Below are 24,643 nucleotides of genomic sequence, written 5' to 3'. Positions count from 1 at the left end.
TTCCTCTTTCAGAGTCAACCCGTTATTTCAGGATTTTTTCTCTTCAACCGACCGGGTTAACTGTGAAGTGATTCATATCCGCCGTGTCGATGGAGGCGCATTATAGGGAGCTGCCGAGGAATGACAAGCGGAAATATGCATTTTTATTTCGACCGCTCACCTTTTCGCCAAAAAGGCTATTTCTGATGCTTTTTTATCTCTTTTGGCAGCTCTGCCAGACTATTAATCACCCAATCCGCTGCACTTTCTGCTTCTGGCGTTACGGGCTTACCGGTACGCACTAATATTTTGGTACCCACTCCCGCCGCTGCGGCCGCCTGCATATCTTCCAGCTTATCGCCCACCATATAAGAAGCAGCCATATCAATGTGCAAGAACTCCTGCGCTGAGTTAAACATGCCCGGATGCGGTTTACGACAGTCGCAGGTCTGACGATATTCTTCTACCGTTCCCTGCGGGTGGTGCGGGCAGTAGTAAATGCCATCAAGATCGACCCCGCGATCGGCCAGCGACCAGTCCATCCACTCCGTCAGCGTCTCAAACTGCGCTTCGGTGAACTTACCACGCGCGATGCCGGACTGGTTCGTTACGACCACCAGCGCATAGCCCATCTCTTTTAGCTGGCGCATTGCCTCTATAACGCCGTCGATAAATTCGAATTCATCGATCTCATGCACATAACCGTGATCCACATTAATAGTGCCATCACGGTCGAGAAAAATTGCGGGTACTGATTTTGCCACCGGTTTGCTCCTGAAAAAGGCCTGTTGAGCTAGTATCTCATGAATCGCAGCGCAATAAAGTGCTCATCGTACAGAGTTGGATTGATTTAGACGTCTGGATGCCTTAACATCCGTTTTGTTTACGGTCATCACCCGTATCTGGCAGAAGAAAATGCCACGGCTAACTTACATACGATAAAAATAATCTAATGATTAAACTTTCCAATATCACCAAAGTGTTCCAGCAGGGGAACCGAACCATTCAGGCGCTGAACAACGTCAGCCTGCATGTTCCTGCTGGTCAAATTTATGGCGTCATTGGCGCATCGGGTGCGGGTAAAAGCACGCTGATCCGTTGTGTTAACCTGCTTGAGCGCCCAACCCAGGGCAGCGTAGAAGTTGGCGGTCAGGAACTTACCGCCCTTTCAGAAAAAGAACTCACCAAAGCGCGCCGTCAAATTGGCATGATCTTCCAGCACTTTAACCTGCTGGCTTCCCGCACGGTGTTCGGCAACGTCGCCTTACCGCTGGAGCTGGATAACACGCCGAAAGAAGAAGTGAAGCGTCGCGTTACCGAACTGCTCGACCTCGTGGGTCTGGGTGATAAGCATGATAGCTACCCGGCAAATCTGTCCGGTGGGCAGAAGCAGCGTGTTGCTATTGCCCGCGCGCTGGCCAGCAACCCAAAAGTACTGCTGTGCGACGAAGCTACCAGCGCACTGGATCCGGCCACCACACGTTCTATTCTGGAACTGCTGAAGGACATTAACCGTCGCCTGGGCCTGACGATCCTCCTTATTACGCACGAGATGGACGTGGTGAAACGCATCTGCGACTGCGTGGCGGTCATTAGCAACGGTGAACTGATCGAGCAGGACACGGTAAGCGAAGTGTTTTCCCATCCGAAAACGCCGCTGGCGCAGCAGTTTATTCAGTCCACGCTGCATCTGGATATTCCAGAAGATTATCTGGAGCGTTTGAAAACCGAGGCAACGGCGGACAGCGTCCCGATGTTGCGTATGGAATTCACCGGTCAGTCCGTTGATGCCCCTCTGCTTTCCGAAACCGCGCGTCGCTTTAACGTGAACAACAACATTATTAGCGCGCAGATGGATTACGCCGGTGGCGTGAAGTTCGGCATCATGCTGACGGAAATGCACGGCACTCAAGAAGAAACCCAGGCCGCAATCGCCTGGCTGCAAGAACATCATGTAAAAGTAGAGGTACTGGGTTATGTCTGAGCCGATGATGTGGCTACTGGTTCGCGGCGTTTGGGAAACGCTGGCAATGACCTTTGTATCGGGTTTCTTTGGTTTTGTGATTGGCCTGCCGGTAGGCGTACTGCTGTACGTGACGCGTCCGGGTCAAATCATTGAGAACGCAAAGCTCTACCGTACGCTCTCCGCGCTGGTGAATATCTTCCGTTCCATCCCGTTTATTATTCTGCTGGTGTGGATGATTCCGTTTACCCGCGTGATCGTCGGCACATCGATTGGTCTGCAGGCGGCTATCGTTCCGCTGACCGTAGGCGCTGCGCCGTTTATCGCCCGTATGGTGGAGAACGCCCTGCTGGAGATCCCAACCGGTTTGATTGAAGCTTCTCGTGCAATGGGGGCAACACCTATGCAGATCGTCCGCAAGGTTCTGCTGCCTGAAGCACTGCCGGGCCTGGTGAACGCGGCAACGATTACGCTTATTACTCTGGTAGGGTATTCCGCGATGGGCGGTGCAGTTGGCGCTGGCGGTTTAGGACAGATTGGTTATCAGTACGGCTATATTGGATATAACGCTACCGTGATGAATACCGTTCTGGTATTGCTGGTTGTTCTGGTTTACTTAATCCAGTTCTCTGGCGATCGCATCGTCCGGGCTGTTACTCACAAATAACGTTACACACAACACAAACTCGACGAGTTAAGGATAAAACATGGCGTTTAAATTAAAGACCTTTGCAGCAGTAGGCGCGCTGATTGGCTCTCTGGCACTGGTGGGTTGCGGTCAGGACGAAAAAGATCCAAACCATATTAAAGTGGGCGTTATCGTAGGTGCAGAACAGCAGGTTGCTGAAGTTGCTCAGAAAGTGGCGAAAGAAAAATACGGTCTGGACGTTGAGCTCGTAACCTTCAACGATTACGTTCTGCCGAACGAAGCGCTGAGCAAAGGCGATATCGACGCCAACGCCTTCCAGCATAAGCCATACCTGGATCAGCAGATCAAAGATCGCGGCTATAAGCTGGTTGGCGTGGGTAACACCTTCGTCTACCCGATTGCAGGCTACTCCAAGAAAATTAAATCGCTGGACGAACTGCAGCCGGGTTCTCAGGTAGCCGTGCCTAACGATCCAACCAACCTCGGACGCTCCCTGCTGCTGCTGCAGAAAGTGGGCCTGATCAAACTGAAAGACGGCGTTGGCCTGCTGCCAACCGTTCTGGATGTCACCGAGAACCCGAAAAATCTGAAAATTGTTGAACTGGAAGCACCGCAACTGCCGCGTTCTCTGGACGATGCGCAGATTGCCCTGGCCGTTATCAACACCACTTACGCCAGCCAGATTGGCCTGACGCCAGCGAAAGACGGTATCTTCGTTGAAGATAAAGACTCTCCGTACGTTAACCTGATCGTGACTCGCGAAGATAACAAAGACGCGGAAAACGTGAAGAAGTTCGTCCAGGCCTATCAGTCAGACGAAGTTTACCAGGAAGCCAACAAAGTGTTTAACGGCGGCGCTGTTAAAGGCTGGTAATCTCACCTCAGTGTAATATCATCAGGACGGGCTTATGCCCGTCTTGTCATTTGTGCAGTCACCTGATTCAATATCTGACGTTTTGATTATCCATTGAGGAATTATTATGCGTGCTTTACCGATCTGTCTTTTAGCACTCATGCTGAGCGGCTGTTCTATGCTAAGCAGATCTCCTGTTGAACCCGTTCAAAGCACGGCAACCCCGCCAAAAACAGAGCCTGCAAAACCGAAAGTGGTTCGCCCTGCGCCGGTTCGCATTATCACCAAGGCTGACGAACTGGTCGGCAAACCGTTCCGTGAACTGGGTGAAGTGAGCGGTGAATCCTGTCAGGCAACCAATCAGGACTCTCCACCGAATATCCCGACTGCGCGTAAACGCATGCAGATTAACGCCGCAAAAATGAAAGCTAACGCGGTGCTGCTGCACAGCTGCGAAGTCACCAGCGGCACGCCGGGCTGCTACCGTCAGGCGGTTTGCATCGGTTCTGCGCTGAACATTACGGCGAAATGAGTGCATTTCAGTTTGAGCAAATAGGCGTTATCCACTCTCCGTATAAAGAGAAGTTCGCCGTGCCCCGCCAGCCCGGTCTGGTCACCAGCGGCAGCGGCGAGCTTCATCTTCAGGCACCTTATAACCAGGCCGATGCGGTACGCGGGCTCGAGTCTTTCAGTCACTTATGGGTGGTATTTGTTTTTCACCAGACAATGGAAGGCGGCTGGCGTCCCACCGTGCGTCCCCCGCGCCTGGGCGGAAATGCGAGAATGGGCGTGTTTGCGACTCGTTCGACCTTCCGCCCCAATCCGATCGGGATGTCGCTGGTTGAACTGAAAGGCATACGTTGCCAGAAGGATCAGGTCATCCTTGAGCTGGGCAGCCTGGACCTGGTTGACGGCACGCCGGTTATCGACATTAAACCCTATTTGCCTTTCGCCGAATCCCTCCCGGATGCGCGCGCAAGCTACGCTCAGGACGCACCGCAGGCGGATATGCCAGTCTCGTTTACGCCTGAGATAGCCTTACAGCTGAGTCAGCTGGAGAAACGCTATCCTCGCTTACGGCATTTCATCACTGAAGTTCTGGCACAGGACCCCCGTCCGGCCTACCGTAAAGAAGAGGAAGCAGGAAAGACGTACGCCGTCTGGCTGCTGGATTTTAACGTGCGCTGGCGCGTCACTGGGGCAGGTTTCGAAGTGTTTGCCCTTGAACCCAGGTAATTTTGTTCTCCTCTCTTTTGGCATCTTTGCCACACTGGTAAACTAAACCACTTTTTTTGTGTCAGGCTGGCGTTTCAGCCTGTTCCAATCGTCGAAATGGAACCGTAACAACATGCGTACTAGCCAATATCTGCTCTCCACTCTGAAGGAGACACCTGCCGACGCCGAAGTGATCAGCCATCAGCTGATGCTGCGCGCCGGGATGATCCGCAAGCTGGCCTCCGGGTTATACACCTGGCTGCCGACCGGCGTGCGCGTCCTGAAAAAAGTCGAAAACATCGTGCGTGAAGAGATGAACAACGCCGGTGCTATCGAGGTGTCCATGCCCGTGGTTCAGCCCGCTGACCTGTGGCAGGAGAGCGGTCGTTGGGAGCAATATGGCCCAGAACTGCTGCGCTTCGTCGATCGCGGCGAGCGTCCGTTCGTTCTCGGTCCAACGCATGAAGAAGTCATTACCGATCTGATTCGTAACGAGCTGAGCTCTTACAAACAGCTGCCGCTGAACTTCTTCCAGATCCAGACCAAGTTCCGTGACGAAGTGCGCCCACGTTTCGGCGTGATGCGCTCTCGCGAATTCCTGATGAAAGATGCCTACTCTTTCCATACGTCACAGGAATCGCTGCAAGAGACCTACGACAAAATGTACGAGGCTTACAGCAAAATCTTCTCCCGCATGGGTCTGGATTTCCGCGCTGTGCAGGCTGATACCGGCTCCATCGGCGGTAGCGCGTCCCATGAATTCCAGGTTCTGGCGCAGAGCGGTGAAGACGATGTGATCTTCTCTGACTCTTCAGACTACGCGGCAAACATCGAATTTGCAGAAGCGCTGGCACCAAAAGAACCTCGCGGCGCGGCAACGCAAGAGATGACGCTGGTTGATACGCCAAATGCGAAAACCATCGCCGAGCTGGTTGAGCAGTTCAGTCTGCCAGTCGAAAAAACCGTGAAAACGCTGCTGGTGAAATCCACCGAAGGCAGCGCTTACCCGCTGGTTGCCCTGCTGGTGCGTGGCGATCATGAACTGAACGAAGTGAAAGCCGAAAAGCTGCCGCAGGTCGCCAGCCCGCTGACGTTCGCCACGGAAGCGGAAATCCGCGCCGTCGTGAATGCCGGCCCAGGCTCTCTCGGTCCGGTGAATATGCCGGTTCCTGTCGTTATTGACCGCACGGTTGCTGCAATGAGCGACTTCTCCGCGGGTGCTAACATCGACGGTAAACATTACTTCGGCATTAACTGGGATCGCGACGTGGCGACGCCAGAAGTGGCAGACATCCGTAACGTGGTTGCAGGCGACCCAAGCCCGGACGGCCAGGGTACGCTGATGATCAAGCGCGGTATCGAAGTGGGCCACATCTTCCAGCTGGGTGATAAATACTCTCGTGCGCTGAACGCCGCCGTTCAGGGTGAAGATGGCCGTAACCAGATCCTGACCATGGGCTGCTACGGTATCGGGGTAACGCGCGTGGTGGCTGCGGCCATCGAGCAGAACTACGACGAGCGCGGCATCGTCTGGCCGGACAACATCGCGCCGTTCCAGGTGGCCATTCTGCCAATGAACATGCACAAGTCTTACCGCGTGCAGGAGCTGGCCGAGAAGCTGTACGCCGAGCTGCGCGCTCAGGGTATCGAAGTGCTGATGGATGACCGTAAAGAGCGTCCGGGCGTGATGTTTGCCGATATGGAACTGATCGGTATCCCGCACACCGTCGTCATCGGCGACCGTAACCTCGACAGCGATGAGATTGAATACAAATACCGTCGCAGCGGCGAAAAACAGATGATCAAGACCGGCGATATTCTTGATTACCTGGTGAAAGCCATCAAAGGCTAAACAAAAAACCCCGCTCTGGCGGGGTTTTTTAATGGCTCAACGTCAATTTACTTACTGTTACAGTCTTTACCCGCGACAAACTTCGCGTCTTTATCTGCCACCAGCGTTTTCACCATCTCCCCGCTATCCGGGTTTGGCTCCAGCGTAAAGTGGCCATCAACCGTCAGCAATACCGGCTTGCTGTCATTGCCGCGCGCCACGGCGTAATCACGTTCAAGCTGCGCATTGTTTGCCACGCTGACTTTCTTACCGGTAGCGCAGTCGGTAAAGATCGCCGCATCCGCCATATAGAAATACATCCCCCGCATCGCCATTGGCGTGGCTGGCAGCGCCGCTTTCACCGGCGTCAGCGTGTAGTTGAGCTGGGATTCAATCGGATTGCCTTCCCGGTCGAGCATTTCCATGTTCTCACCTTTAGGGCGGAACCAGGTTTTGTCACCGGAGGTATCCGTCAGGACCAGCTTCTCCGCCGTACGCGCCCATGTCCCGTAGGTGGCAAATGAAGAGGGTTCTTTCGCCCCCTGGTAGCGCTGGTTCATCACCCAGGTACCGTCTTTTTGCAGGAACAGTGACGTTTCAATGCCTTCGCAGTCCGCGCAAGGCAATACGCCGCGCCAGCTCTGCTGCATTGGCTTTAACTCTTCATTCTGCGCTGGCTGCAAAACCTGCGTTTCAGAACGGTTGTTACACCCGAAAAGCGCAAACAGTGTACTCACTGCCAGCGCTGAAAATAATGCTTTTTTCACAATGAATTCCTTATGAAAATTGTGTTCCCTTTCGTCACTCCATCGGGCGACGAACTTTACCGCGTAATGCTTTCACTGTGGATTTTTGGGCTTTCGAGGACAGCCGACGCTCTTTCGATGCGCGGGTTGGCCGCGTTGCCCGGCGGCTTTTTTGTACTGCCGTTAACTCTTTGATGACTGCCACCAGCCTGGCTAGCGCCGCTTCCCGGTTTAATTCCTGGCTGCGGTACTCCTGGGCTTTGATCACAATCACGCCATCGCTGGTAATCAGATGATGGCTGGCGGCAAGCAGGCTTTCTTTATAATACTCTGGCAGGCTTGATGCCCGAATGTCAAAACGCAAATGGATAGCCGTCGACGCCTTGTTGACGTGCTGCCCGCCCGCGCCCTGAGCACGGATGGCGGCGATCTCCAGCTCGCTATCAGGGATACTGACGCTTCGGGACAAGACGATCATGGCGCAGGCTGCCAGGCTGCCAGATGAATTTCCAGATTATTCTGAGAATCAGAAAGCCAGATGGCTCCGTCCTGGATCGTTGCCTGCAGCGCCATCGTCCGGCTGGCGAACTCGCTCAGCTGCGCCAGCTGTTCATCATCCAGATACCAGACGGCGAGATTTTTAAACTGCGCGCATTTATTCTTATTTTGCTGCCACCAAATCTCCGCCGCGCGCTGGTTATAGGCGAATAACGCCACTTCCGCAGACTGAGTACACGCCTTTTTAATTCTGCGCTCGTCCGGCAGACCGAGTTCAATCCATAAATCGATCCCCAGATGGTCGTTGCGCAGCCAGGCTTCAGGCTCGTCTTCCGCGCTTAACCCACGGGTAAACTGCAGACGTTCATCAGCATACTTAATCCACGCCAGCAGGCGCAGCATCATACGCTCCTGTGTTTCGGAGGGGTGGCGTGCCAGCGTAAGCGACGCGTCCAGAAACTGGTTGCGATCAAGATCGGCCACGTTGACCACTGCTTTATAAATTGTCGCTTTCAGCGCCATGAGAGAACTCCATTCGAATCAGCCGCACATTGTAGCGAAAACGGAGGCAAAAGGCTGTTACGGAGTAATAAATACACCGCTATCAAGGCGCTGATATTGCTTAGATGAGTATGGTATAGTCACCTTGCTAAACCGAGTTTATCTTCGTAGGCTTAATGATATCTCACAGTAAGTCAGTGCGCTGGCGGGAGGGGATGTGAATAATTATTGTGAGTTAATTCGCAAACGGTATGCGGAAATCGCCAGCGGAGATCTGGGGTATGTCCCGGACGCGTTGGGCTGTGTATTGAAGGTGCTTAATGAAGTGGCCTCTGATGAGAGCCTTTCAGAGTCGGTCAGGGAAAAAGCAGCGTATGCTGCGGCGAATTTACTGGTGAGCGATTATGTCGATGAATGATACTTATCAACCCATCAATTGTGATGACTATGACAACCTCGAACTCGCCTGCCAGCATCATTTAATACTGACGCTGGAGCTAAAAGATGGCGAAGTGTTGAAGGCGAAGGCCAGCGATCTGCTTTCACGCAAGAATGTGGAATACCTGGTCGTGGAAGATGCTGGTGCGACGCGCGAGCTGCGTCTGGACAAAATAGCCAGCTTCAGCCACCCGCAAATCGGCACCGTCGTGGTGAGCGAATCCTGATGACACTAACGGGCAGCCGGGCTGCCCGTTACGCTTTCCGCCACTCGAAGCTGGCACCCTCTTCTGTCCACCCCTCTTCCGTGATGAACACCCCTGCAGCAGCAATCAGCGTTTCACCGTAGAACAGCAGCGGCGTGGTGTCGCGCAGCCACGGCGGCACGGTGTACTCTTGCCATATCTTTTTCAGCTTCCGTCCCCCGTTGCGTCCGACGATATGCAGCAAGCCGCCAGCCTTAAAGCGCACGCTGACGGGTTCACCGGGCTTTGGCAGACGCACATGACCAGTCGGCATCAGAGAGACACTCCCCGCGTCCTGGGGCAATATCAGCGGTGCCTCTGGTGAGGTCCAGTGAAGCACCACATCGGTCAGCGAGGGGGAGTATTTTACCCACCAGAGTTTGCCTTTATAGCGTCTGACCTCATATCCACTCAGGTGTACGCAGGGGGAAGCATCTTCCCGCGCCTGCGCGACTTCGTCCCAGATACGGCTCAGCATTGCCCGCGACGGCATCGCAGCATGATGAGTGGCGAGCCAGCGACGTAACAGCGCGGCCCGACGCGCCGGGCTTATCGCCTCCAGAGGCGCAATTGCCAGCGCTCCGTCTTCTGAAATCAGGTCAGACAGCTCCTCGCTGAGTAACTCATCCAGCAGGCTTTCCTGTTCGGCACACAGCATGGCGCTTCTTGCCGTCGCGTCGGCGAAATGCGGCCAGCGCTCGCTTAAAAGCGGGAGGACGCGCAGACGCAGGAAGTTACGATCGTAGCTATCGTCCCGGTTGCTCTCATCTTCGATCCAGCTCAGCTGATGTTCCCGCGCCCAGGCTTCCAGCGACGCGCGTGTCTCGCCAAGCAGCGGCCGTAATAATTGCGTTCCGGCAAACTCTGAACGCGCCGGCATGGCGGAAAGCCCCGCGGGTCCGCTGCCCCGCTTAAGCGCCAGCAAAAAGGTTTCGCACTGATCGTCCAGATGCTGCGCCGTGACCAGCGCTTCGCCGGGCAGCAATACGCCGGCAAAAGCGGTATAGCGGGCTTTACGCGCCTGCGCCTCAATACCCAATCCTTCATCAGCAAGCGTGACGCGCTCAACGATGAGCGGGATAGCCCACGCCTCACACAAGGCTTCACAGTGCGCTACCCAATCCTCTGCATGACGGCTTAGGCCGTGGTGGATATGTATAGCCCGAAGCTGGACGCCAGGGTCCCGGTCGCGCCAGAGCTTAAGGCGATGTAGCAACACGGTGGAATCCAGGCCACCGCTAAACCCCACCAGCAGCTGGCGGTACGGTGAAACGGCTTGTGCGATAGCAGGTAAGGTCATAGGAAATTACACATAAAAAATGCCCGAACTGAGCGGGCATTATCACACAGGACAAACATTACTGCTGGTAAAGCTCCAGCGGCAGGCCGTCCGGATCGTTAAAAAAGGTAAACCGCTTGTTGGTAAACGGATCGACGCGAATCGCCTCGCACGTCACGCCGTGCGCTTCCAGGTGTTTTACTGCGCTATCAAGGTCATCAACGCTGAAAGCCAGATGACGCAGGCCGCAGGCTTCCGGGCGGGACGGACGTGAAGGCGGGAAAGGAAAAGAGAACAGCTCAATCACATACTGCCCGTTTAGCGCGAGATCGCCCTTCCAGGAGTCACGCTCCTCGCGGTAGGCCTCGCTCATGAGCGTAAACCCAAGAATGTCGCAGTAGAAGGCCTTACTTTTCGCATAATCGGTGGCGATAATCGCAATATGGTGAACCGCTTTTAAACCCAGCATAGCTTCTCCTTTTTATGATGCCTGAACGTTACAACCGAAAACCCACACCTGGCAAGCGGTCACCTTTATTTTAGGACTCGCACCCAGTAAACGCCGTTTTCGTCGCGTTTCGCGCCGTGAATATCCGTTTCAAAGCCCGGGTAGTGACGCCCCACCGAACAGAGCATCAGCAGGAAATCGAGCACCGCCCGGCTCTCCTCGGTGATCATCTCACCCGGCATCAGCAGCGGCACGCCCGGCGGATACGGCAGGATCATGTTGGCCGATACCCGCCCGACCAGATTTTCCAGCTCAACGGTTTCGACTTCGCCTTTCACCTGCCGCTGCCAGGCCTTGTGCGGCGTCAGCTTCATGTCAGGCAGGACGTCAAACGCCTGTAGCATCAGGCGCGGCAGATCGTGCTGGCGAATCAGCCGGTGGATCCCCTGAGCCAGATCCTGAATGCGCATGTTGCGGTAAAAGTCAGGATCTTCCGCGTAGAGATCCGGCAGCATGTTCTTCACCCCCAGGTTGAGATCGTAGGCGCGCTTGAACTCCATCAGCCCGCGGAGCAAACCCATCGCCCGTGTTTTATCGATCCCGATGCTGAACAGGAACAGCAGATTGTAAGGACCGGTTTTTTCCACCACCACGCCGCGCTCGTCAAGGAACTTCGCTACCAGTGCTGCAGGGATCCCCTCCTCGCCCATCACGCCCTGTTCGTCCATGCCCGGCGTCAGGATCGTCACCTTAACCGGATCGAGGAACATATGGTCCGCATCAGCATCCCGGAAGCCGTGCCAGCTCTCACCCGGCGCGACGGGCCAGCACTCCGCCTCATCGATCTCTTCCGGCTGCCAGATATCGAAGAACCAGCCGTCGGCCTCATCCTTCAGCCGCTGGACCTCTTTACGGAAATGCAGCGCCCGTTCCACCGAGCGGTTAATCAGGCGCTTACCCGGATTGCCGCGCAGCATCGCAGCCGCCGTCTCGATAGAGGCCACCAGCGGATAGCTCGGTGAGGTAGTGGTGTGCATCATAAAGGCTTCGTTAAACGTATCCTCGTCGTACTCGCCTTTAATATGGATTAACGAAGCCTGCGAAAACGCGGCCAGCATTTTGTGCGTCGACTGCGTTTCGAAAAATACCTTGCCCGGCACGCGCTCGCCGCTCATCCCGCTTTTGCCCGAGTAAATCGGGTGGAAGTTGGTATAGGGCACCCACGCGGAATCGAAGTGGATCGACGGTACGTCCAGCGTCTGCTTGATCCAGTTCGTGTTATACAGCAGACCGTCATAGGTGGAGTTGGTGATTACCGCATGGACAGGCCAGCTTGCATCGGGGATCGCCGCAACCTTACTTTCGATGGCCTGGTGCGTGAACTCCCGGCGCGGAATGCCGCCGAGGATACCGAGCGCGTTACGCGTGGGTGACAGCCAGATCGGGACGACGTCGCTCATCATCAGCAGGTGCGCCAGCGATTTATGGCAGTTACGGTCAATCAGCAACGTGCTTCCGGTTGGCGCGGCGTACATCCCGACGATTTTGTTCGAGGTCGAGGTGCCATTGGTCACCATATAGCTCTGCTCGGCGCCAAAGGTGCGGGCGATATACTCTTCGGCTTCCAGATGCGGGCCGGTGTGATCCAGCAGAGAACCCAGTTCTGTCACTGAAATCGACACGTCTGCTTTCAGGGTGTTGCCGCCGAAGAAATCATAGAACAGGCACCCCACCGGGCTTTTTTGATAGGCCGTTCCGGCCATGTGTCCCGGCGTACAGAAGGTGTATTTCCCCTCTTTCACATAGGTGAAAAGCGCGCGCGTAAACGGCGGCGTGATGTTATCCAGGTATTCACCGGTGTACTGCTGAATGCGGGTCGCAATGTCCTCGGCCACGCCGAGCGCGTATTCGAAGAACCACAGCGCCATGCGCATATCGTGCGCGCTGACGTCCATGGTCGAGTGAGTGTTGATAAAGGCGTAGAGCGGAAGGTATTCATTCAGCCTGTTGATCTCGCTGCACAGCTCCATGTCGTATTCGTCCCAGTCGAATATCACGCCACAGATGCGCGGATTATGTTCGATGAATTTCAGCAGATCGGCGCTGTTTTGCGGCCAGATCAGCTGATAACCGCGTGCTTTAAGGGCTTGCTCCAGCTCCTTGATGGGCTCGTCTTTATAAAAGACGCCGTGTGGCCCCATGATGGCAATGATGTTCATGGTTTACCTCCTTGAAAAACATCAGATAAGCATAGTTAAGGTAAACGGCAGGTATAAAAAAAGCCGCAACAATGTGCGGCTTTTCAGATAATTGTGAAGCTTACGCGTAACCGTAGGTCATCAGACGCTGGTAACGACGGTTGAGCAGGTCTTCTTTGCTCAGGACGTCCAGATCGGCCAGGTCGGCCAGCAGCTGTGCTTTCAGGGAAGCAGCCATCACTTCCGGCTTACGATGCGCGCCGCCCAGCGGTTCCGGGATAACGGTGTCGATCAGCTTCAGCTCTTTCAGACGCGGCGCAATGATGCCCATCGCTTCAGCGGCCAGCGGCGCTTTGTCGGCGCTTTTCCACAGAATGGACGCACAGCCTTCCGGGGAGATAACGGAATAGGTGCTGTACTGCAGCATATTCACTTTATCGCCCACGCCAATCGCCAGCGCGCCGCCGGAACCACCCTCACCGATAACGGTACAGATGACCGGAACCTTCAGGCGAGACATCTCGCGCAGGTTGCGTGCGATAGCTTCAGACTGGCCGCGCTCTTCCGCGCCTACGCCTGGGTATGCACCCGGGGTGTCGATGAAGGTGATGATTGGCATGTTGAAACGCTCAGCCATCTCCATCAGACGCAGGGCCTTACGATAGCCTTCTGGTGCTGGCATACCGAAGTTACGACGGATCTTCTCTTTGGTTTCACGGCCTTTCTGGTGACCAATGATCATCACCGGACGTCCGTCCAGACGCGCGATACCGCCAACGATAGCTTTATCGTCAGCGTATGCGCGGTCGCCTGCCAGTTCGTCAAATTCGTCAAACGCCAGGCGGACATAATCCAGGGTGTACGGACGCTGTGGATGACGCGCCAGCTGCGCGATCTGCCATGCGCCGAGATCGGCAAAGATTTTGCGCGTCAGCTCTACGCTTTTTTCGCGCAGACGATGCACTTCTTCGTCGATGTTAATATCCAGTTTTTCATCCTGACGGCTTACCGCTGTCAGAGAATCGATTTTCGCTTCCAGCTCAGCAATCGGCTGTTCGAAATCAAGGAAATTCAGACTCATAGTATTCCTGTATTAGTCAAACTCCAGTTCCACCTGCTCCGAACCAATGAGGCCACGGAGATCGTTCAGTAAACGATCGCTCGGAGAGACACGCCACGTTGCACCAAAGCGCAACCGCGCACGTGCATCCGCCCTCTGATAGTAGAGATGTACTGGAATGGTCCCCGAGCGGTGGGGTTCCAGAGACTGACGGAGTCGGTTTAAAAGCTGGTCATCAATTTGCCTGTCCGTCAGCGAGATAGCAAGCCCGCGAGCATATTTTTCCCGGGCTTCGTCAATGTCCATCACTTCGCGGGCGGTCATTTTAAGCCCCCCGCTGAAGTCATCAAAGCTGACCTGTCCGCTGACGATAAGTATGCGGTCTTTTTCCAGCAATTGCTGGTATTTATCCAGCGCGTCGGTGAACAGCATCACCTCCAGACGCCCGGAACGGTCATCTAACGTACAGATGCCGATACGATTGCCGCGCTTGGTGACCATTACCCTTGCAGCAATCACGAGCCCCGCAGCCGTGGTGATCTTACCACGTTCTGTCGGATGCATGTCTTTAAGCCTGTGGCCGCCGACATAGCGCTCAATTTCTTTAAGATACTGGTTGATCGGGTGCCCCGTCAGGTACAGACCTAACGTTTCCCGCTCTCCATCCAGTACCACCTGTTCTGGCCACGGCTGGCAGTTGGAATAGGACTGCTCGATCTGCTCTGGCTCTTCCGCCAGCACGCCGAACATATCCGCCTGGCCAATGGCTTCCGCTTTTGCATGCTGATCGGCCGCCTTCAACGCATCGCCGAGCGAGTTCATCAGCGCGGCACGATGCGGCCCCAGCCTGTCAAACGCGCCGGACATGATCAGTTTTTCCAGCACGCGGCGGTTCAGTTTTTTGGTATCGGTACGGGCGCACAGATCGAACAGCTCACGGAAGTAGCCGCCGTTATTACGCGCTTCGATGATCGCCTCGATCGGCCCCTCACCCACGCCTTTGATCGCGCCGATCCCGTAGACGATCTCCCCATCATCGTTAACGTGGAAATGGTACAGACCCGAGTTAATATCCGGCGGCAGGATCTTCAGCCCCATGCGCCAGCACTCGTCCACCAGGCCAACCACCTTCTCAGTGTTGTCCATATCGGCGGTCATTACCGCCGCCATAAACTCAGCGGGATAGTGGGCCTTGAGCCACAGCGTTTGATAAGAAACCAAAGCATAGGCGGCGGAGTGAGATTTGTTAAATCCGTACCCGGCGAATTTCTCCACCAGGTCGAAGATTTTCATCGCCAGTTCGCCATCGACGCCGTTTTTCTTCGCCCCATCTTCAAAGATGGAGCGCTGCTTGGCCATCTCTTCCGGCTTTTTCTTACCCATCGCACGACGCAGCATGTCCGCGCCGCCAAGGGTATAGCCGGAAAGCACCTGGGCGATCTGCATGACCTGTTCCTGATACAGGATGATGCCGTAGGTCGGCTCCAGCACCGGTTTCAGGCTTTCATGCTGCCACTGCACGTCCGGGTAGGAAATCTCTTCGCGCCCGTGTTTACGGTCGATAAAGTTATCCACCATCCCTGACTGCAGCGGGCCCGGACGGAACAGGGCCACCAGCGCGATCATATCTTCGAAGCAGTCGGGCTGCAGGCGTTTAATCAGATCTTTCATGCCGCGGGATTCAAGCTGGAAGACGGCTGTCGTCTCCGAGCGCTGCAGCATGTCGAAACTTTTCTTGTCATCAAGCGGGATGGCCGCAATATCCAGCGGCGGCTCGCCGTTCTTCTCGCGGCGGGCGTTGATCATCTCCAGCGCCCAGTTGATGATGGTCAGCGTACGCAGGCCGAGGAAGTCGAACTTCACCAGCCCGGCGTATTCCACGTCGTTTTTATCGAACTGGGTGACCGGGTGCTGGCCCGCTTCGTCGCAGTAGAGCGGCGCAAAGTCGGTGATTTTGGTCGGGGCGATAACCACGCCCCCCGCATGCTTACCGGCGTTACGCGTCACGCCTTCAAGCTTACGCGCCATGTCGATCAGCGCTTTTACCTCTTCATCAGCTTCGTAGATTTCCGGCAGCTGAGGTTCAGCTTCAAAGGCTTTTGCCAGCGTCATGCCCGGATCGGGCGGCACCAGCTTTGAAATACGATCGACAAAACCGTACGGATGACCCAGCACGCGGCCCACGTCGCGGATAACCGCTTTCGCCGCCATGGTACCGAAGGTAATGATCTGCGAAACCGCGTCACGACCGTACATATCGGCCACGTGCTCAATCACCTGGTCGCGTTTTTCCATGCAGAAGTCGACGTCGAAGTCGGGCATGGAGACACGTTCCGGGTTAAGGAAACGTTCGAACAGCAGGTCAAATTCCAGCGGATCGAGGTCGGTAATTTTCAGCGCATACGCCACCAGTGAGCCCGCACCCGAGCCACGGCCCGGACCTACCGGCACGCCGTTATCCTTCGACCACTGGATAAACTCCATTACAATGAGGAAGTAGCCCGGGAAGCCCATCTGGTTAATCACCTGGAGTTCAATATCCAGGCGTTCGTCATACTCCGGACGACGTTTTTTACGCTCTTCTTCATCCGGGAACAGGAATTCGAGACGCTCTTCCAGACCTTCTTTCGATTTCATGACCAGGAAATCTTCCGTGGTCATGTCCCCGGTCGGGAACTGCGGCAGGAAGTATTCGCCGAGGCGCACGGTCACGTTACAGCGCTTGGCAATCTCTACGCTGTTTTCCAGCGCTTCCGGAATGTCGGAGAAGAGCTCGCACATCTCCTCTTCGCTGCGCATATACTGCTGCGATGAGTAGTTCCGCGGACGCTTTGGATCGTCGAGAGTGAAGCCATCGTGGATAGCGACGCGAATTTCATGCGCGTCAAAATCGCCGGACTCCAGGAAACGCACGTCATTCGTTGCCACCACGGGCAAGCCGCGCTCTTCTGCCAGCGCGACAGCAGCGTGCAGATAGTTCTCTTCATCCTGGCGGCCGGTGCGAATCAGCTCCAGATAGTAACGATTCGGGAAGTACTCTTCATAGAACGAGACGCACTGATCCACCAGCGCGCTGTTACCGCGCAGCAGGGATTTACCGACATCGCCCATGCGGCCGCCGGAGATCAGCAGCAGCCCTTCGTTCAGCTCAGCCAGCCATTCCCTGTCAATCCACGGACCCAGCGCCCCATAACCGCGCTGATAGGCTTTTGAGATAAGCAGAGTGAGGTTTTGGTAACCCGTATTGTTCATCGCCAACACGGAGATTTGCGTCAGTTCATCGCCGATGAGATCGCTCTGCACATGGAAATCCGCACCGACGATAGGCTTCATCCCCGCGCCATGCGCCGTCCCGTAGAACTTAACCAGGCCGCACAGGTTGGTAAAATCGGTGATCGCCAGCGCAGGCATGCCAAGCGAGGCCGCCTTTTTTACCAGCGGCCCGGTCTTTGCCAGCCCATCGATCATGGAGTAGTCGCTATGCACCCGCAGGTGTACGAAACGTGGTTCAGCCATCTTCAGATCCCGCGTTACTTAATTGCTTGCGTCTTGATTCAGGACACCAGTCCCAGCGCGCGCTTCACCGGGCCAAAGCTGCGCCGATGATGTTCAGTTGCGCCATGTTCAGCCAGCTTTTCCAGATGGAAAGCCGTTGGATATCCCTTATGCTGGGCGAAACCATACGCGGGATAAGTGAGGTCCAGCGCGGCCATTTCGGCGTCGCGCGTCACTTTGGCAATAATAGAAGCTGCACTGATCTCTGCGACGCGGCTGTCGCCTTTAACGACGGCCATCGAAGGCATCGGCAGCGCCGGGCAACGGTTACCGTCGATCAGCACATATTCAGGCACAACCTTCAGGCCAGCAACGGCTCGCTGCATTGCCAGCATTGTGGCGTGCAGAATATTCAGATCGTCGATTTCATTCGGCTCTGCGCGCCCTACGCTCCACGCCAGCGCCTTCTCTTTAATTTCATCGAACAGCGCCAGGCGGCGCTTCTCACTGAGTTTTTTTGAGTCGTTCAGACCCATAATCGGGCGCGTTGGATCGAGGATCACCGCCGCGGTCACCACGGCACCGACCAACGGGCCGCGCCCGACTTCATCCACTCCGGCAACAAGGTGCGTGTGGGGATAAGTAAATTCCATCATTTTGCTAACTCCAGCACTGCATCAGCCGCCTGCTCATCAGCATTACAGCGGATCTGCTGATGCAGTTCACGGAAAGTATCGTGCATCTGGTGGCTGGTCTTGCCGTTGGCCAGCAGCGGCAGCAGGGCATCCGCAAGCGCCTGCGGCTGGCACTCATCCTGCAACAGCTCTTTCACCAGCTCGCGCCCGGCAAGCAGGTTTGGCAGGGAGACATAATCCGTTTTCACCAGACGTTTTGCCAGCCAGAAGGTAAACGGCTTCATGCGATAACCGACCACCATCGGGCATTTCGCCAGCATACACTCCAGCGCTGCCGTGCCGGAAGCCAGCAGTGCGGCATCGCTTGCATACATGGCTTCCCGCCCTTTCCCGTCGAGAAGACGAACGTGAAGATCCGGGGCAACGTCGGCTTTGATACGCTCGAACTGCTCGCGGCGTTTGGCATTCACCAGCGGCACAACCACTTCAAGATCGGGCCAGGTCTGGCGAAGAATCTGCGCGGTCTTCAGGAAATCAGCGCTCAGCATCTCGACCTCTGCGCCACGGCTGCCCGGCAGCAACGCCAGACAGTGCACATCATGCGGGATACCCAGCACGTCTCGCGCCGCGTTTTTATCCGGATCCAGCGGCATCGCATCCGCCATGGTATGACCGATAAAACGGCACGGAACATTAAATCTGTCATAAAACGCTTTTTCGAAAGGCAGGAAAGCCAGCACCAGGTTGGTGGACCGTCCGATTTTGAAAACGCGTTTCTGTCGCCACGCCCACACGGACGGACTGACATAGTGAATGGTTTTGATGCCCTGCTTTTTCAGATTACCTTCGAGGGTAATGTTGAAATCAGGTGCATCGATACCGACAAACACATCGGGTTTGAGTTCGGTAAAGCGGCGGGTGAGATCGGCACGAATATGCAGCAGGCGTCGCAGGCGCCCCAGCACCTCGACGATGCCCATCACGGCCAGCTCTTCCATTTCATACCAGGCTTCACAGCCTTCGGCCTGCATCAGCGGGCCAGCCACGCCAACAAAGCGAGCATTGGGTACGCGCGCCTTAAGCGCCCGGATGAGACCTGCACCAAGAATATCGCCGGAGGTTTCTCCGGCGACCAGGGCTATCGTAAGCGGACGACTGTCGACCATTAACGAATCAGACCCCTCGTGGAACGGTCAAAGAATTCAATGAACGCGTTCACTTCAGGATGCTTATTCGCCAGCTCGGCAATTTCCGGCTTCGCCTCTTCCAGCGTTTTACCGCTACGGTACAGCAGCTTGTACGCGTTGCGGATAGCAGTAATCGCTTCGCGGCTAAAGCCACGACGCTTGAGGCCTTCGATGTTCACGCCAAACGGCGTGGCATGGTTGCCCTGCGCAATCACATACGGCGGGACGTCCTGCGCCACACCGGAGCATCCGCCGACCATCACGTGTGCACCAATGATGCAGAACTGATGGACTGCGGTCATGCCGCCAATAATTGCGAAGTCATCAACCGATACGTGTCCTGCCAGCGTTGCGTTGTTGGCAAGAATACAGCGATCGCCCACGGCACAGTCGTGCGCAATGTGCGCATTTACCATGAACAGGTTGTCGCTGCCCACCTTCGTCAACCCACCACCCTGTACTGTTCCACGATGAATGGTGACGCTTTCGCGAATACGGTTACGATCGCCAATTTCCAGACGGGTCGACTCACCAGCATATTTCAGATCCTGGTTAACTTCGCCGATGGAAGCGAACTGATAGATCTCGTTATTGCAGCCAATGGTCGTGTGACCATTCACGACAACGTGAGATTTCAGTACTGTACCCTCACCAATTTCGACATGGGGTCCAACAATACAGAACGGGCCAATGTGGACGTTTGCGCCAATGATGGCACCAGTTTCCACAATAGCGGTAGGATGAATAAAGGCGGATTTATCAATCACGTATCAGGACTCCCGGCTACGAGCACACATCATCGTCGCTTCGCAAACAACTTTGCCGTCAACCAGCGCTACGCCTTTGAAGCGAGTCAGGCCACGACGCGTTTTTTCAAAAGTGACTTCCATGATCATCTGATCACCAGGCACGACAGGACGCTTGAAGCGTGCTTCATCAATACCTGCGAAGTAATACAGTTCACCCGGCTCCAGCTTACCGACGCTTTTAAACGCCAGAATCCCGGTAGCCTGAGCCATCGCTTCCAGAATCAACACACCCGGGAAGATAGGCTTACCCGGGAAGTGTCCCTGGAAGAACGGCTCGTTCACGGAAACATTTTTCACTGCGCGCAGAAAACGACCTTCTTCAAAATCCAGCACACGGTCTACCAGCAAAAACGGGTAGCGGTGCGGCAGAAGTTCTAAAATCTCTTCAATATGCAGAGTATGAGTGTCAGTAGTCAAAATACTCTTCCTGTCAAAATGTACTGATAACAATAATAACACGGCCTGCCGGTTTATTAGAAAGCCGACAGGCCGGGAAAGATAGCGTTAAACGGGTGACGTTTAGTCTTGTTGATCGATCTTACGCTCAAGAGACTTGAGTCGCTTGCTCATATCATCAATGTTCATCACCAGAGCTGCTGTTTTACGCCATACCTTGTTGGGTTGCAGCGGAATACCGGAGGAATAGACGCCAGGTTCAGTGATAGGACGCATTACCATGCCCATGCCCGTCACCGTCACCTTGTCGCATATTTCCATATGGCCATTAATCACGCTCGCGCCGCCAATCATGCAGTAACGACCAATTTTCAGGCTGCCCGCCATGATGACGCCCCCCGCAACCGCGGTATTGTCGCCAATCACAACGTTATGCGCAATCTGGCACTGGTTATCGATGATAACACCATTGCCAATGATCGTGTCGTCGAGTGCACCACGATCGATCGTGGTACAGGCCCCGATCTCCACGCGATCGCCAATAATAACGCGACCAAGCTGCGGGATCTTAACCCAGTTACCGCGATCGTTCGCGTAACCAAAGCCATCAGAACCAATCACGGTACTGGACTGGACGAGGCAATTTTCGCCGATTTCAACTTCATGATAAACGGACACATTGGCCCATAAACGGGTGCCAGCGCCGATTTTCGTATTTTTCCCAACGAAACATCCAGGGCCAATGACGACGTTATCGCCCAGCTCAACGCCAGATTCAATAACCGCATTCGCGCCAACGGCCACGTTGTTACCCAGCTTAGCCGTCGGATCAATCGCTGCACTGGCAGCAATGTTCTGCGCCGGCTGCGGCGTGGTATCTAGAATTTGAGCCATGCGTGCATACGTCAGGTAGGGATTTTTCACTACCAGCGCGCTTCCAGTGGCAAAAGGAAGATCGTCCTGCGTCAGAACAACAGCTGACGCCTGGCATTGAGCCAGTTGTTCACGGTACTTAGGGCTTACCATGAAGGTAATCGTGCCAGCTTTAGCAGATTGCATGGACGCAACAGCGGTGATGACGATATCGCCATCACCGTGTAATTCTGCATCCAACTGCTGAGCTAAATCAGCCAGTCGAATTGAAGGCATTACTTATTTAACCTGTTTCAGAACATCAGCGGTGATGTCTTTAACATCGCTGCTGTTGAAAGCAACGGCGTTCGCATCAACAACCAGATCGATGCTCTGATCGGCAGCAACTGCTTTAACAGCAGTCTGAATGCGAGTCACCAGCTTGCCACGCTCTTCGTTAGAACGACGCTGACGATCCTGCTCGAAAGCCTGCGCTTTCTGGGAGAAGGTCTGGCGCTGAGCCATAACGTCTTTTTCCAGTTTGCTGCGATCGCTTGCTTTCATGGTAGAACCATCACGCTGCAGACGCTGCATTTTGGACTGAAGATCGCCTTCCATACGCTGCAGTTCGCTCGCACGGCCTTTGAATTCGTTTTCCAGAGTCGCAGAAACACCTGTTTTCTGAGCGACCTGCTGGAACAAATTACCCATGTTGACGATTGCGATTTTGTCTGCTGCCTGAGCAGAAGTTGCCATCGCTAAACCGAGACCTGCAGCTAATAACCACTTTTTCACAATTAACTCCTTACCATCCCATTGGCACCAGAAGGTACCGTTCTTTGCGTGGCAAGGCGACCGTTTTACCGATCGCCGGTTGTCAGCGCTACACTGCCAACGCATTCCATTGCAGCGGATTATTACCAGGTTTTACCAATGTTAAACTGGAATTGCTCCGCTTTGTCTCCATCGTATTTCTTAAACGGCTGGGCGTAGGAGAAGACCAACGGCCCCAGCGGTGACATCCATTGTAATGCGATACCGGCAGACATGCGAATATTGCCCGGATCGCTATAGTCTGGAACGCCAGCCGCGCGCATCTGGGCAGTATTCTCCCAGTTGGTATCCCACACCGTACCCGCATCCCAGAAGAAGGACGTACGTACGGAGTTCGCGTATTTATCACTGATAAATGGCGTTGGGGTGATGAACTCCAGGCTGGCCACGGCCATGGCGTTACCGCCTACCGCATCATCAGAGCTACATACTTGTTTTGGATCACGGCTTGCGCAGTTATCTTCATCATTACCGCCGTAATAAACCGCTTTCGGACCAATGTTGTTAGACTGGAAGCCACGCACGGTGCTTGAACCACCCGCGTAGAAGTTCTCATAGAACGGCAACTCTTTACTGCCGATACCGTCACCATAGCCCCAACGGGTACGACCCAGCACCACCCACTTGTGATCGTCATCAATCGGGAAGTAGGACGCGGTATCCAGCGTCACCTTGTAGAACTCGTTATCGGAACCAGGAATGGTCACCTTACCGTTCAGGTTAACGCGAGAGCCTTCCGTTGGGAAGAAACCGCGGTCAAGACGGTTGTAGGTCCAGCCATAGTTGAAGGTGAAGTCATCTGCAGCAAAACCGTTGTCATCGCTGGAGGTACTCGCCGACTGGCCGATGGAATCCAGATAACGCCACATCGCCACCTGCGGCTGCATGTTGGACAGGTCGTTATGTACGTAACCTAAGCCCGCTCGCAGGGTGTTGTATTCGTTAACCGGGAAGCCAAGCGTTCCGTCCACACCGTAACTTTTGTTGGTGTAGGAAGACAGATCTGCATCATCCGCTTTAAAGTCGTTATAGAAGATACGACCGCCCAGGCTCACACCGTCAACGGTGAAGTATGGGTTGGTAACGGAGAACTCAGAGTAGGTCTGGTAGTCGTTTTTGGTACCGTTAATACCAACAGAGTAACCCGTACCCAGCCAGTTATCCTGCTGGACGCCTACCTGGAAACTCACGCCGCTTTCCGTGCCGTAGCCCACGCCGAAGTTAAAGCTACCGGTGTTACGCTCTTTCACTTTATAAACGACATCAACCTGATCCGGGCTGCCCGGTACACGCTGAGTTTCAGTATCTACGGTTTCAAAATAGCCCAGACGGTTCAGACGCTCTTTACCCTGGTCGACCAGGTCGCTGCCCAGCCACGCCCCTTCCATCTGACGCATTTCACGACGCAGAACGGAGTCTTTAGAGGTGTCGTTACCGACGAAGCGGATCTTACGCACGTAGAAACGGTTACCCGCATCAACGTTAACGTGCAGCTTAACGGTTTTATCCGCATCGTTGATTTCCGGCTGAGTTTGTACGCGCGGATAGGCATAACCATAGCGGCCGAGCAGCTTCTTAATGCTGTCTTCCATTTTGGTGACTTTGGATCCGCTGTACAGATCGCCCGGCTGAATTTTGGTCAGCGATTCGATCTCAGCAGAATGCCCCGCCAGGTTACCACTCACTTCAACACCAGAAAGCTTGTACTGATCGCCTTCAGTAATGTTAACCGTAATGTAGATACCTTTCTTGTCCGGAGTCAGACTGACCTGAGTCGAGTCGATGTTGAAGCGGGCATAACCGCGATCCAGATAGTAGCTGCGCAGGGTTTCAAGGTCGCCCGCCAGCTTCTGTTTCTGGTATTTACGATCGCCAACCACGTTCCACCACGGCACTTCATCGCGCAGCTGGAAGGTCGAGATCAGTTCGTCGGTGCTGAACGCGTGGTTACCCACGATGTTGATCTGCTGGATCTTCGCAGAAACACCTTCCTGGAAGACCAGCTTCAGGTCAACACGGTTACGCGGGAGCGGAGTGACAACCGCTTTCACGCTGGCGCTGTATTTACCGACGCTGTAGTAGAAGTCTTCCAGACCTTTTTCAATGTCTGAAAGGGTTGTGCGGTCCAGAGATTCACCCACACGAACACCCGATGCTTCAAGGTTTTGCTTGAGCATGTCATCTTTCACCGACTTGTTGCCGGAGAAAGTGATACTGGCGATCGTTGGACGTTCTTTTACCTGTACCAGCAGCGTATCACCATCGCGCAGGACGCGGACGTCCTCGAAGTTGCCGGTGGCAAACAGAGCACGGATGGTGTTACTGATATCTTCATCATTAACCGTATCGCCGGGGCGGACAGGCATACTGAGGAGGGCCGCACCAACGGCGACACGCTGAAGGCCTTCGAAATGAATATCTTTCACTACGAACCCGTCAGCACCGTATACGGTGGCGCTGCTAAACAGCAGCGACGCTATGAGCAACTTTTTCATCGCCATCGTTATTATGCGTTCTTCCTAACTAACTCTC

General features: G+C 54.8%; 24 protein-coding genes. 8 read left to right on the top strand and 16 right to left on the bottom strand.

Annotated elements, in window-relative coordinates; all coding sequences use genetic code 11:
* Positions 1-176: 176 nt before the first annotated feature.
* Positions 177-743 carry a D-glycero-beta-D-manno-heptose 1,7-bisphosphate 7-phosphatase gene (gmhB, locus tag IM303_RS13185; RefSeq protein ID WP_028015601.1) on the bottom strand — a complete coding sequence of 189 codons (567 nt, stop codon included), beginning with the start codon at positions 741-743 and terminating at the stop codon, positions 177-179.
* A gap of 188 nt (positions 744-931) precedes the next feature.
* On the opposite strand from gmhB, the gene metN reads away from it, so the two are divergent.
* From metN to proS, 6 genes are all read left to right on the top strand, one after another.
* On the top strand, positions 932-1,963 hold the full coding sequence (gene metN / locus IM303_RS13180; RefSeq protein WP_028015600.1) for a methionine ABC transporter ATP-binding protein MetN: 1,032 nt from the start codon (positions 932-934) through the stop codon (positions 1,961-1,963).
* Complete coding sequence (locus IM303_RS13175; protein ID WP_003856130.1) at positions 1,956-2,609, top strand: methionine ABC transporter permease MetI; 654 nt, start codon at positions 1,956-1,958, stop codon at positions 2,607-2,609. Before metN ends, IM303_RS13175 begins: the two co-directional genes overlap by 8 nt.
* 40 nt (positions 2,610-2,649) lie before the next feature.
* Positions 2,650-3,465 (top strand): methionine ABC transporter substrate-binding lipoprotein MetQ, encoded by an 816-nt coding sequence (gene metQ, locus IM303_RS13170; RefSeq protein WP_014168729.1) that lies wholly within the window; start codon positions 2,650-2,652, stop codon positions 3,463-3,465.
* A gap of 106 nt (positions 3,466-3,571) precedes the next feature.
* A complete protein-coding gene (rcsF, locus tag IM303_RS13165; RefSeq protein ID WP_008501883.1) occupies positions 3,572-3,976 on the top strand; it encodes an Rcs stress response system protein RcsF in 405 nt (134 codons plus the stop codon).
* Entirely contained in the window at positions 3,973-4,680 is a 708-nt protein-coding gene (tsaA, locus tag IM303_RS13160; RefSeq protein ID WP_136343985.1) for a tRNA (N6-threonylcarbamoyladenosine(37)-N6)-methyltransferase TrmO, read from the top strand. Before rcsF ends, tsaA begins: the two co-directional genes overlap by 4 nt.
* A 112-nt stretch (positions 4,681-4,792) precedes the next feature.
* Positions 4,793-6,511 (top strand): proline--tRNA ligase, encoded by a 1,719-nt coding sequence (proS, locus tag IM303_RS13155; protein WP_028015597.1) that lies wholly within the window; start codon positions 4,793-4,795, stop codon positions 6,509-6,511.
* Between the two features lie 47 nt (positions 6,512-6,558).
* Here the strand turns inward: proS and nlpE are convergent, their stop codons facing one another.
* Genes nlpE through IM303_RS13140 form a run of 3 tightly spaced genes read right to left on the bottom strand, consistent with a single transcriptional unit; the run spans position 6,559 to position 8,256 of the window.
* Positions 6,559-7,257 (bottom strand): envelope stress response activation lipoprotein NlpE, encoded by a 699-nt coding sequence (gene nlpE / locus IM303_RS13150; RefSeq protein ID WP_048960338.1) that lies wholly within the window; start codon positions 7,255-7,257, stop codon positions 6,559-6,561.
* Positions 7,258-7,291: 34 nt separating this feature from the next.
* Complete coding sequence (gene arfB, locus IM303_RS13145) at positions 7,292-7,714, bottom strand: alternative ribosome rescue aminoacyl-tRNA hydrolase ArfB (RefSeq protein WP_028015595.1); 423 nt, start codon at positions 7,712-7,714, stop codon at positions 7,292-7,294.
* Positions 7,711-8,256 (bottom strand): YaeQ family protein, encoded by a 546-nt coding sequence (locus IM303_RS13140; protein WP_049000573.1) that lies wholly within the window; start codon positions 8,254-8,256, stop codon positions 7,711-7,713. Before IM303_RS13140 ends, arfB begins: the two co-directional genes overlap by 4 nt.
* Positions 8,257-8,452: 196 nt before the next feature.
* On the opposite strand from IM303_RS13140, the gene IM303_RS13135 reads away from it, so the two are divergent.
* Entirely contained in the window at positions 8,453-8,653 is a 201-nt protein-coding gene (locus tag IM303_RS13135) for a YaeP family protein (protein ID WP_008501889.1), read from the top strand.
* Positions 8,640-8,900, top strand: coding sequence for a Rho-binding antiterminator (gene rof, locus IM303_RS13130; RefSeq protein ID WP_028015593.1), 261 nt, complete (start codon positions 8,640-8,642; stop codon positions 8,898-8,900). The genes IM303_RS13135 and rof overlap by 14 nt, the downstream gene beginning before the upstream one ends.
* Positions 8,901-8,928: 28 nt before the next feature.
* Here rof and tilS read toward each other — a convergent pair whose 3' ends face one another.
* The 12 genes from tilS to bamA all read right to left on the bottom strand — a co-directional run bounded on the left by tilS (position 8,929) and on the right by bamA (position 24,612).
* Positions 8,929-10,218: a tRNA lysidine(34) synthetase TilS gene (gene tilS / locus IM303_RS13125; RefSeq protein WP_049000572.1), complete on the bottom strand. Its 1,290-nt coding sequence runs from the start codon at positions 10,216-10,218 to the stop codon at positions 8,929-8,931.
* Between the two features lie 58 nt (positions 10,219-10,276).
* A complete protein-coding gene (locus IM303_RS13120) occupies positions 10,277-10,666 on the bottom strand; it encodes a VOC family protein (protein WP_049000570.1) in 390 nt (129 codons plus the stop codon).
* A 65-nt stretch (positions 10,667-10,731) separates the two neighbouring features.
* The gene (locus IM303_RS13115; RefSeq protein ID WP_193360006.1) at positions 10,732-12,864 is read right to left on the bottom strand and encodes a lysine decarboxylase LdcC; all 2,133 of its coding nucleotides are present in this window, start codon (positions 12,862-12,864) and stop codon (positions 10,732-10,734) included.
* 100 nt (positions 12,865-12,964) lie between these two features.
* On the bottom strand, positions 12,965-13,924 hold the full coding sequence (accA, locus tag IM303_RS13110) for an acetyl-CoA carboxylase carboxyl transferase subunit alpha (RefSeq protein WP_013095666.1): 960 nt from the start codon (positions 13,922-13,924) through the stop codon (positions 12,965-12,967).
* Between the two features lie 12 nt (positions 13,925-13,936).
* Positions 13,937-17,419, bottom strand: a complete 3,483-nt coding sequence (gene dnaE, locus IM303_RS13105; RefSeq protein ID WP_041911187.1) for a DNA polymerase III subunit alpha — start codon at positions 17,417-17,419, stop codon at positions 13,937-13,939.
* 38 nt (positions 17,420-17,457) lie between these two features.
* Positions 17,458-18,054, bottom strand: a complete 597-nt coding sequence (rnhB, locus tag IM303_RS13100) for a ribonuclease HII (RefSeq protein WP_028015588.1) — start codon at positions 18,052-18,054, stop codon at positions 17,458-17,460.
* Complete coding sequence (lpxB, locus tag IM303_RS13095; protein ID WP_041911188.1) at positions 18,051-19,199, bottom strand: lipid-A-disaccharide synthase; 1,149 nt, start codon at positions 19,197-19,199, stop codon at positions 18,051-18,053. Before lpxB ends, rnhB begins: the two co-directional genes overlap by 4 nt.
* Complete coding sequence (gene lpxA / locus IM303_RS13090) at positions 19,199-19,987, bottom strand: acyl-ACP--UDP-N-acetylglucosamine O-acyltransferase (RefSeq protein WP_049000563.1); 789 nt, start codon at positions 19,985-19,987, stop codon at positions 19,199-19,201. Before lpxA ends, lpxB begins: the two co-directional genes overlap by 1 nt.
* A 3-nt stretch (positions 19,988-19,990) precedes the next feature.
* Positions 19,991-20,446 (bottom strand): 3-hydroxyacyl-ACP dehydratase FabZ, encoded by a 456-nt coding sequence (gene fabZ, locus IM303_RS13085; RefSeq protein ID WP_010426706.1) that lies wholly within the window; start codon positions 20,444-20,446, stop codon positions 19,991-19,993.
* Between the two features lie 102 nt (positions 20,447-20,548).
* Positions 20,549-21,574, bottom strand: coding sequence for a UDP-3-O-(3-hydroxymyristoyl)glucosamine N-acyltransferase (lpxD, locus tag IM303_RS13080; protein ID WP_041911190.1), 1,026 nt, complete (start codon positions 21,572-21,574; stop codon positions 20,549-20,551).
* Positions 21,575-21,577: 3 nt separating this feature from the next.
* Positions 21,578-22,072 (bottom strand): molecular chaperone Skp, encoded by a 495-nt coding sequence (gene skp, locus IM303_RS13075; protein WP_014882635.1) that lies wholly within the window; start codon positions 22,070-22,072, stop codon positions 21,578-21,580.
* Positions 22,073-22,194: 122 nt separating this feature from the next.
* Positions 22,195-24,612, bottom strand: a complete 2,418-nt coding sequence (bamA, locus tag IM303_RS13070) for an outer membrane protein assembly factor BamA (protein ID WP_028015584.1) — start codon at positions 24,610-24,612, stop codon at positions 22,195-22,197.
* Positions 24,613-24,643: the final 31 nt, after the last annotated feature.

The organism is Enterobacter cloacae complex sp. P38RS (assembly GCF_014930775.1).
In the GTDB taxonomy this organism is placed as follows: Bacteria; Pseudomonadota; Gammaproteobacteria; order Enterobacterales; family Enterobacteriaceae; genus Enterobacter; species Enterobacter bugandensis.
Note: the sequence above shows the minus strand (reverse complement) of the source record. Positions and strands in the feature narration are given on the sequence as shown.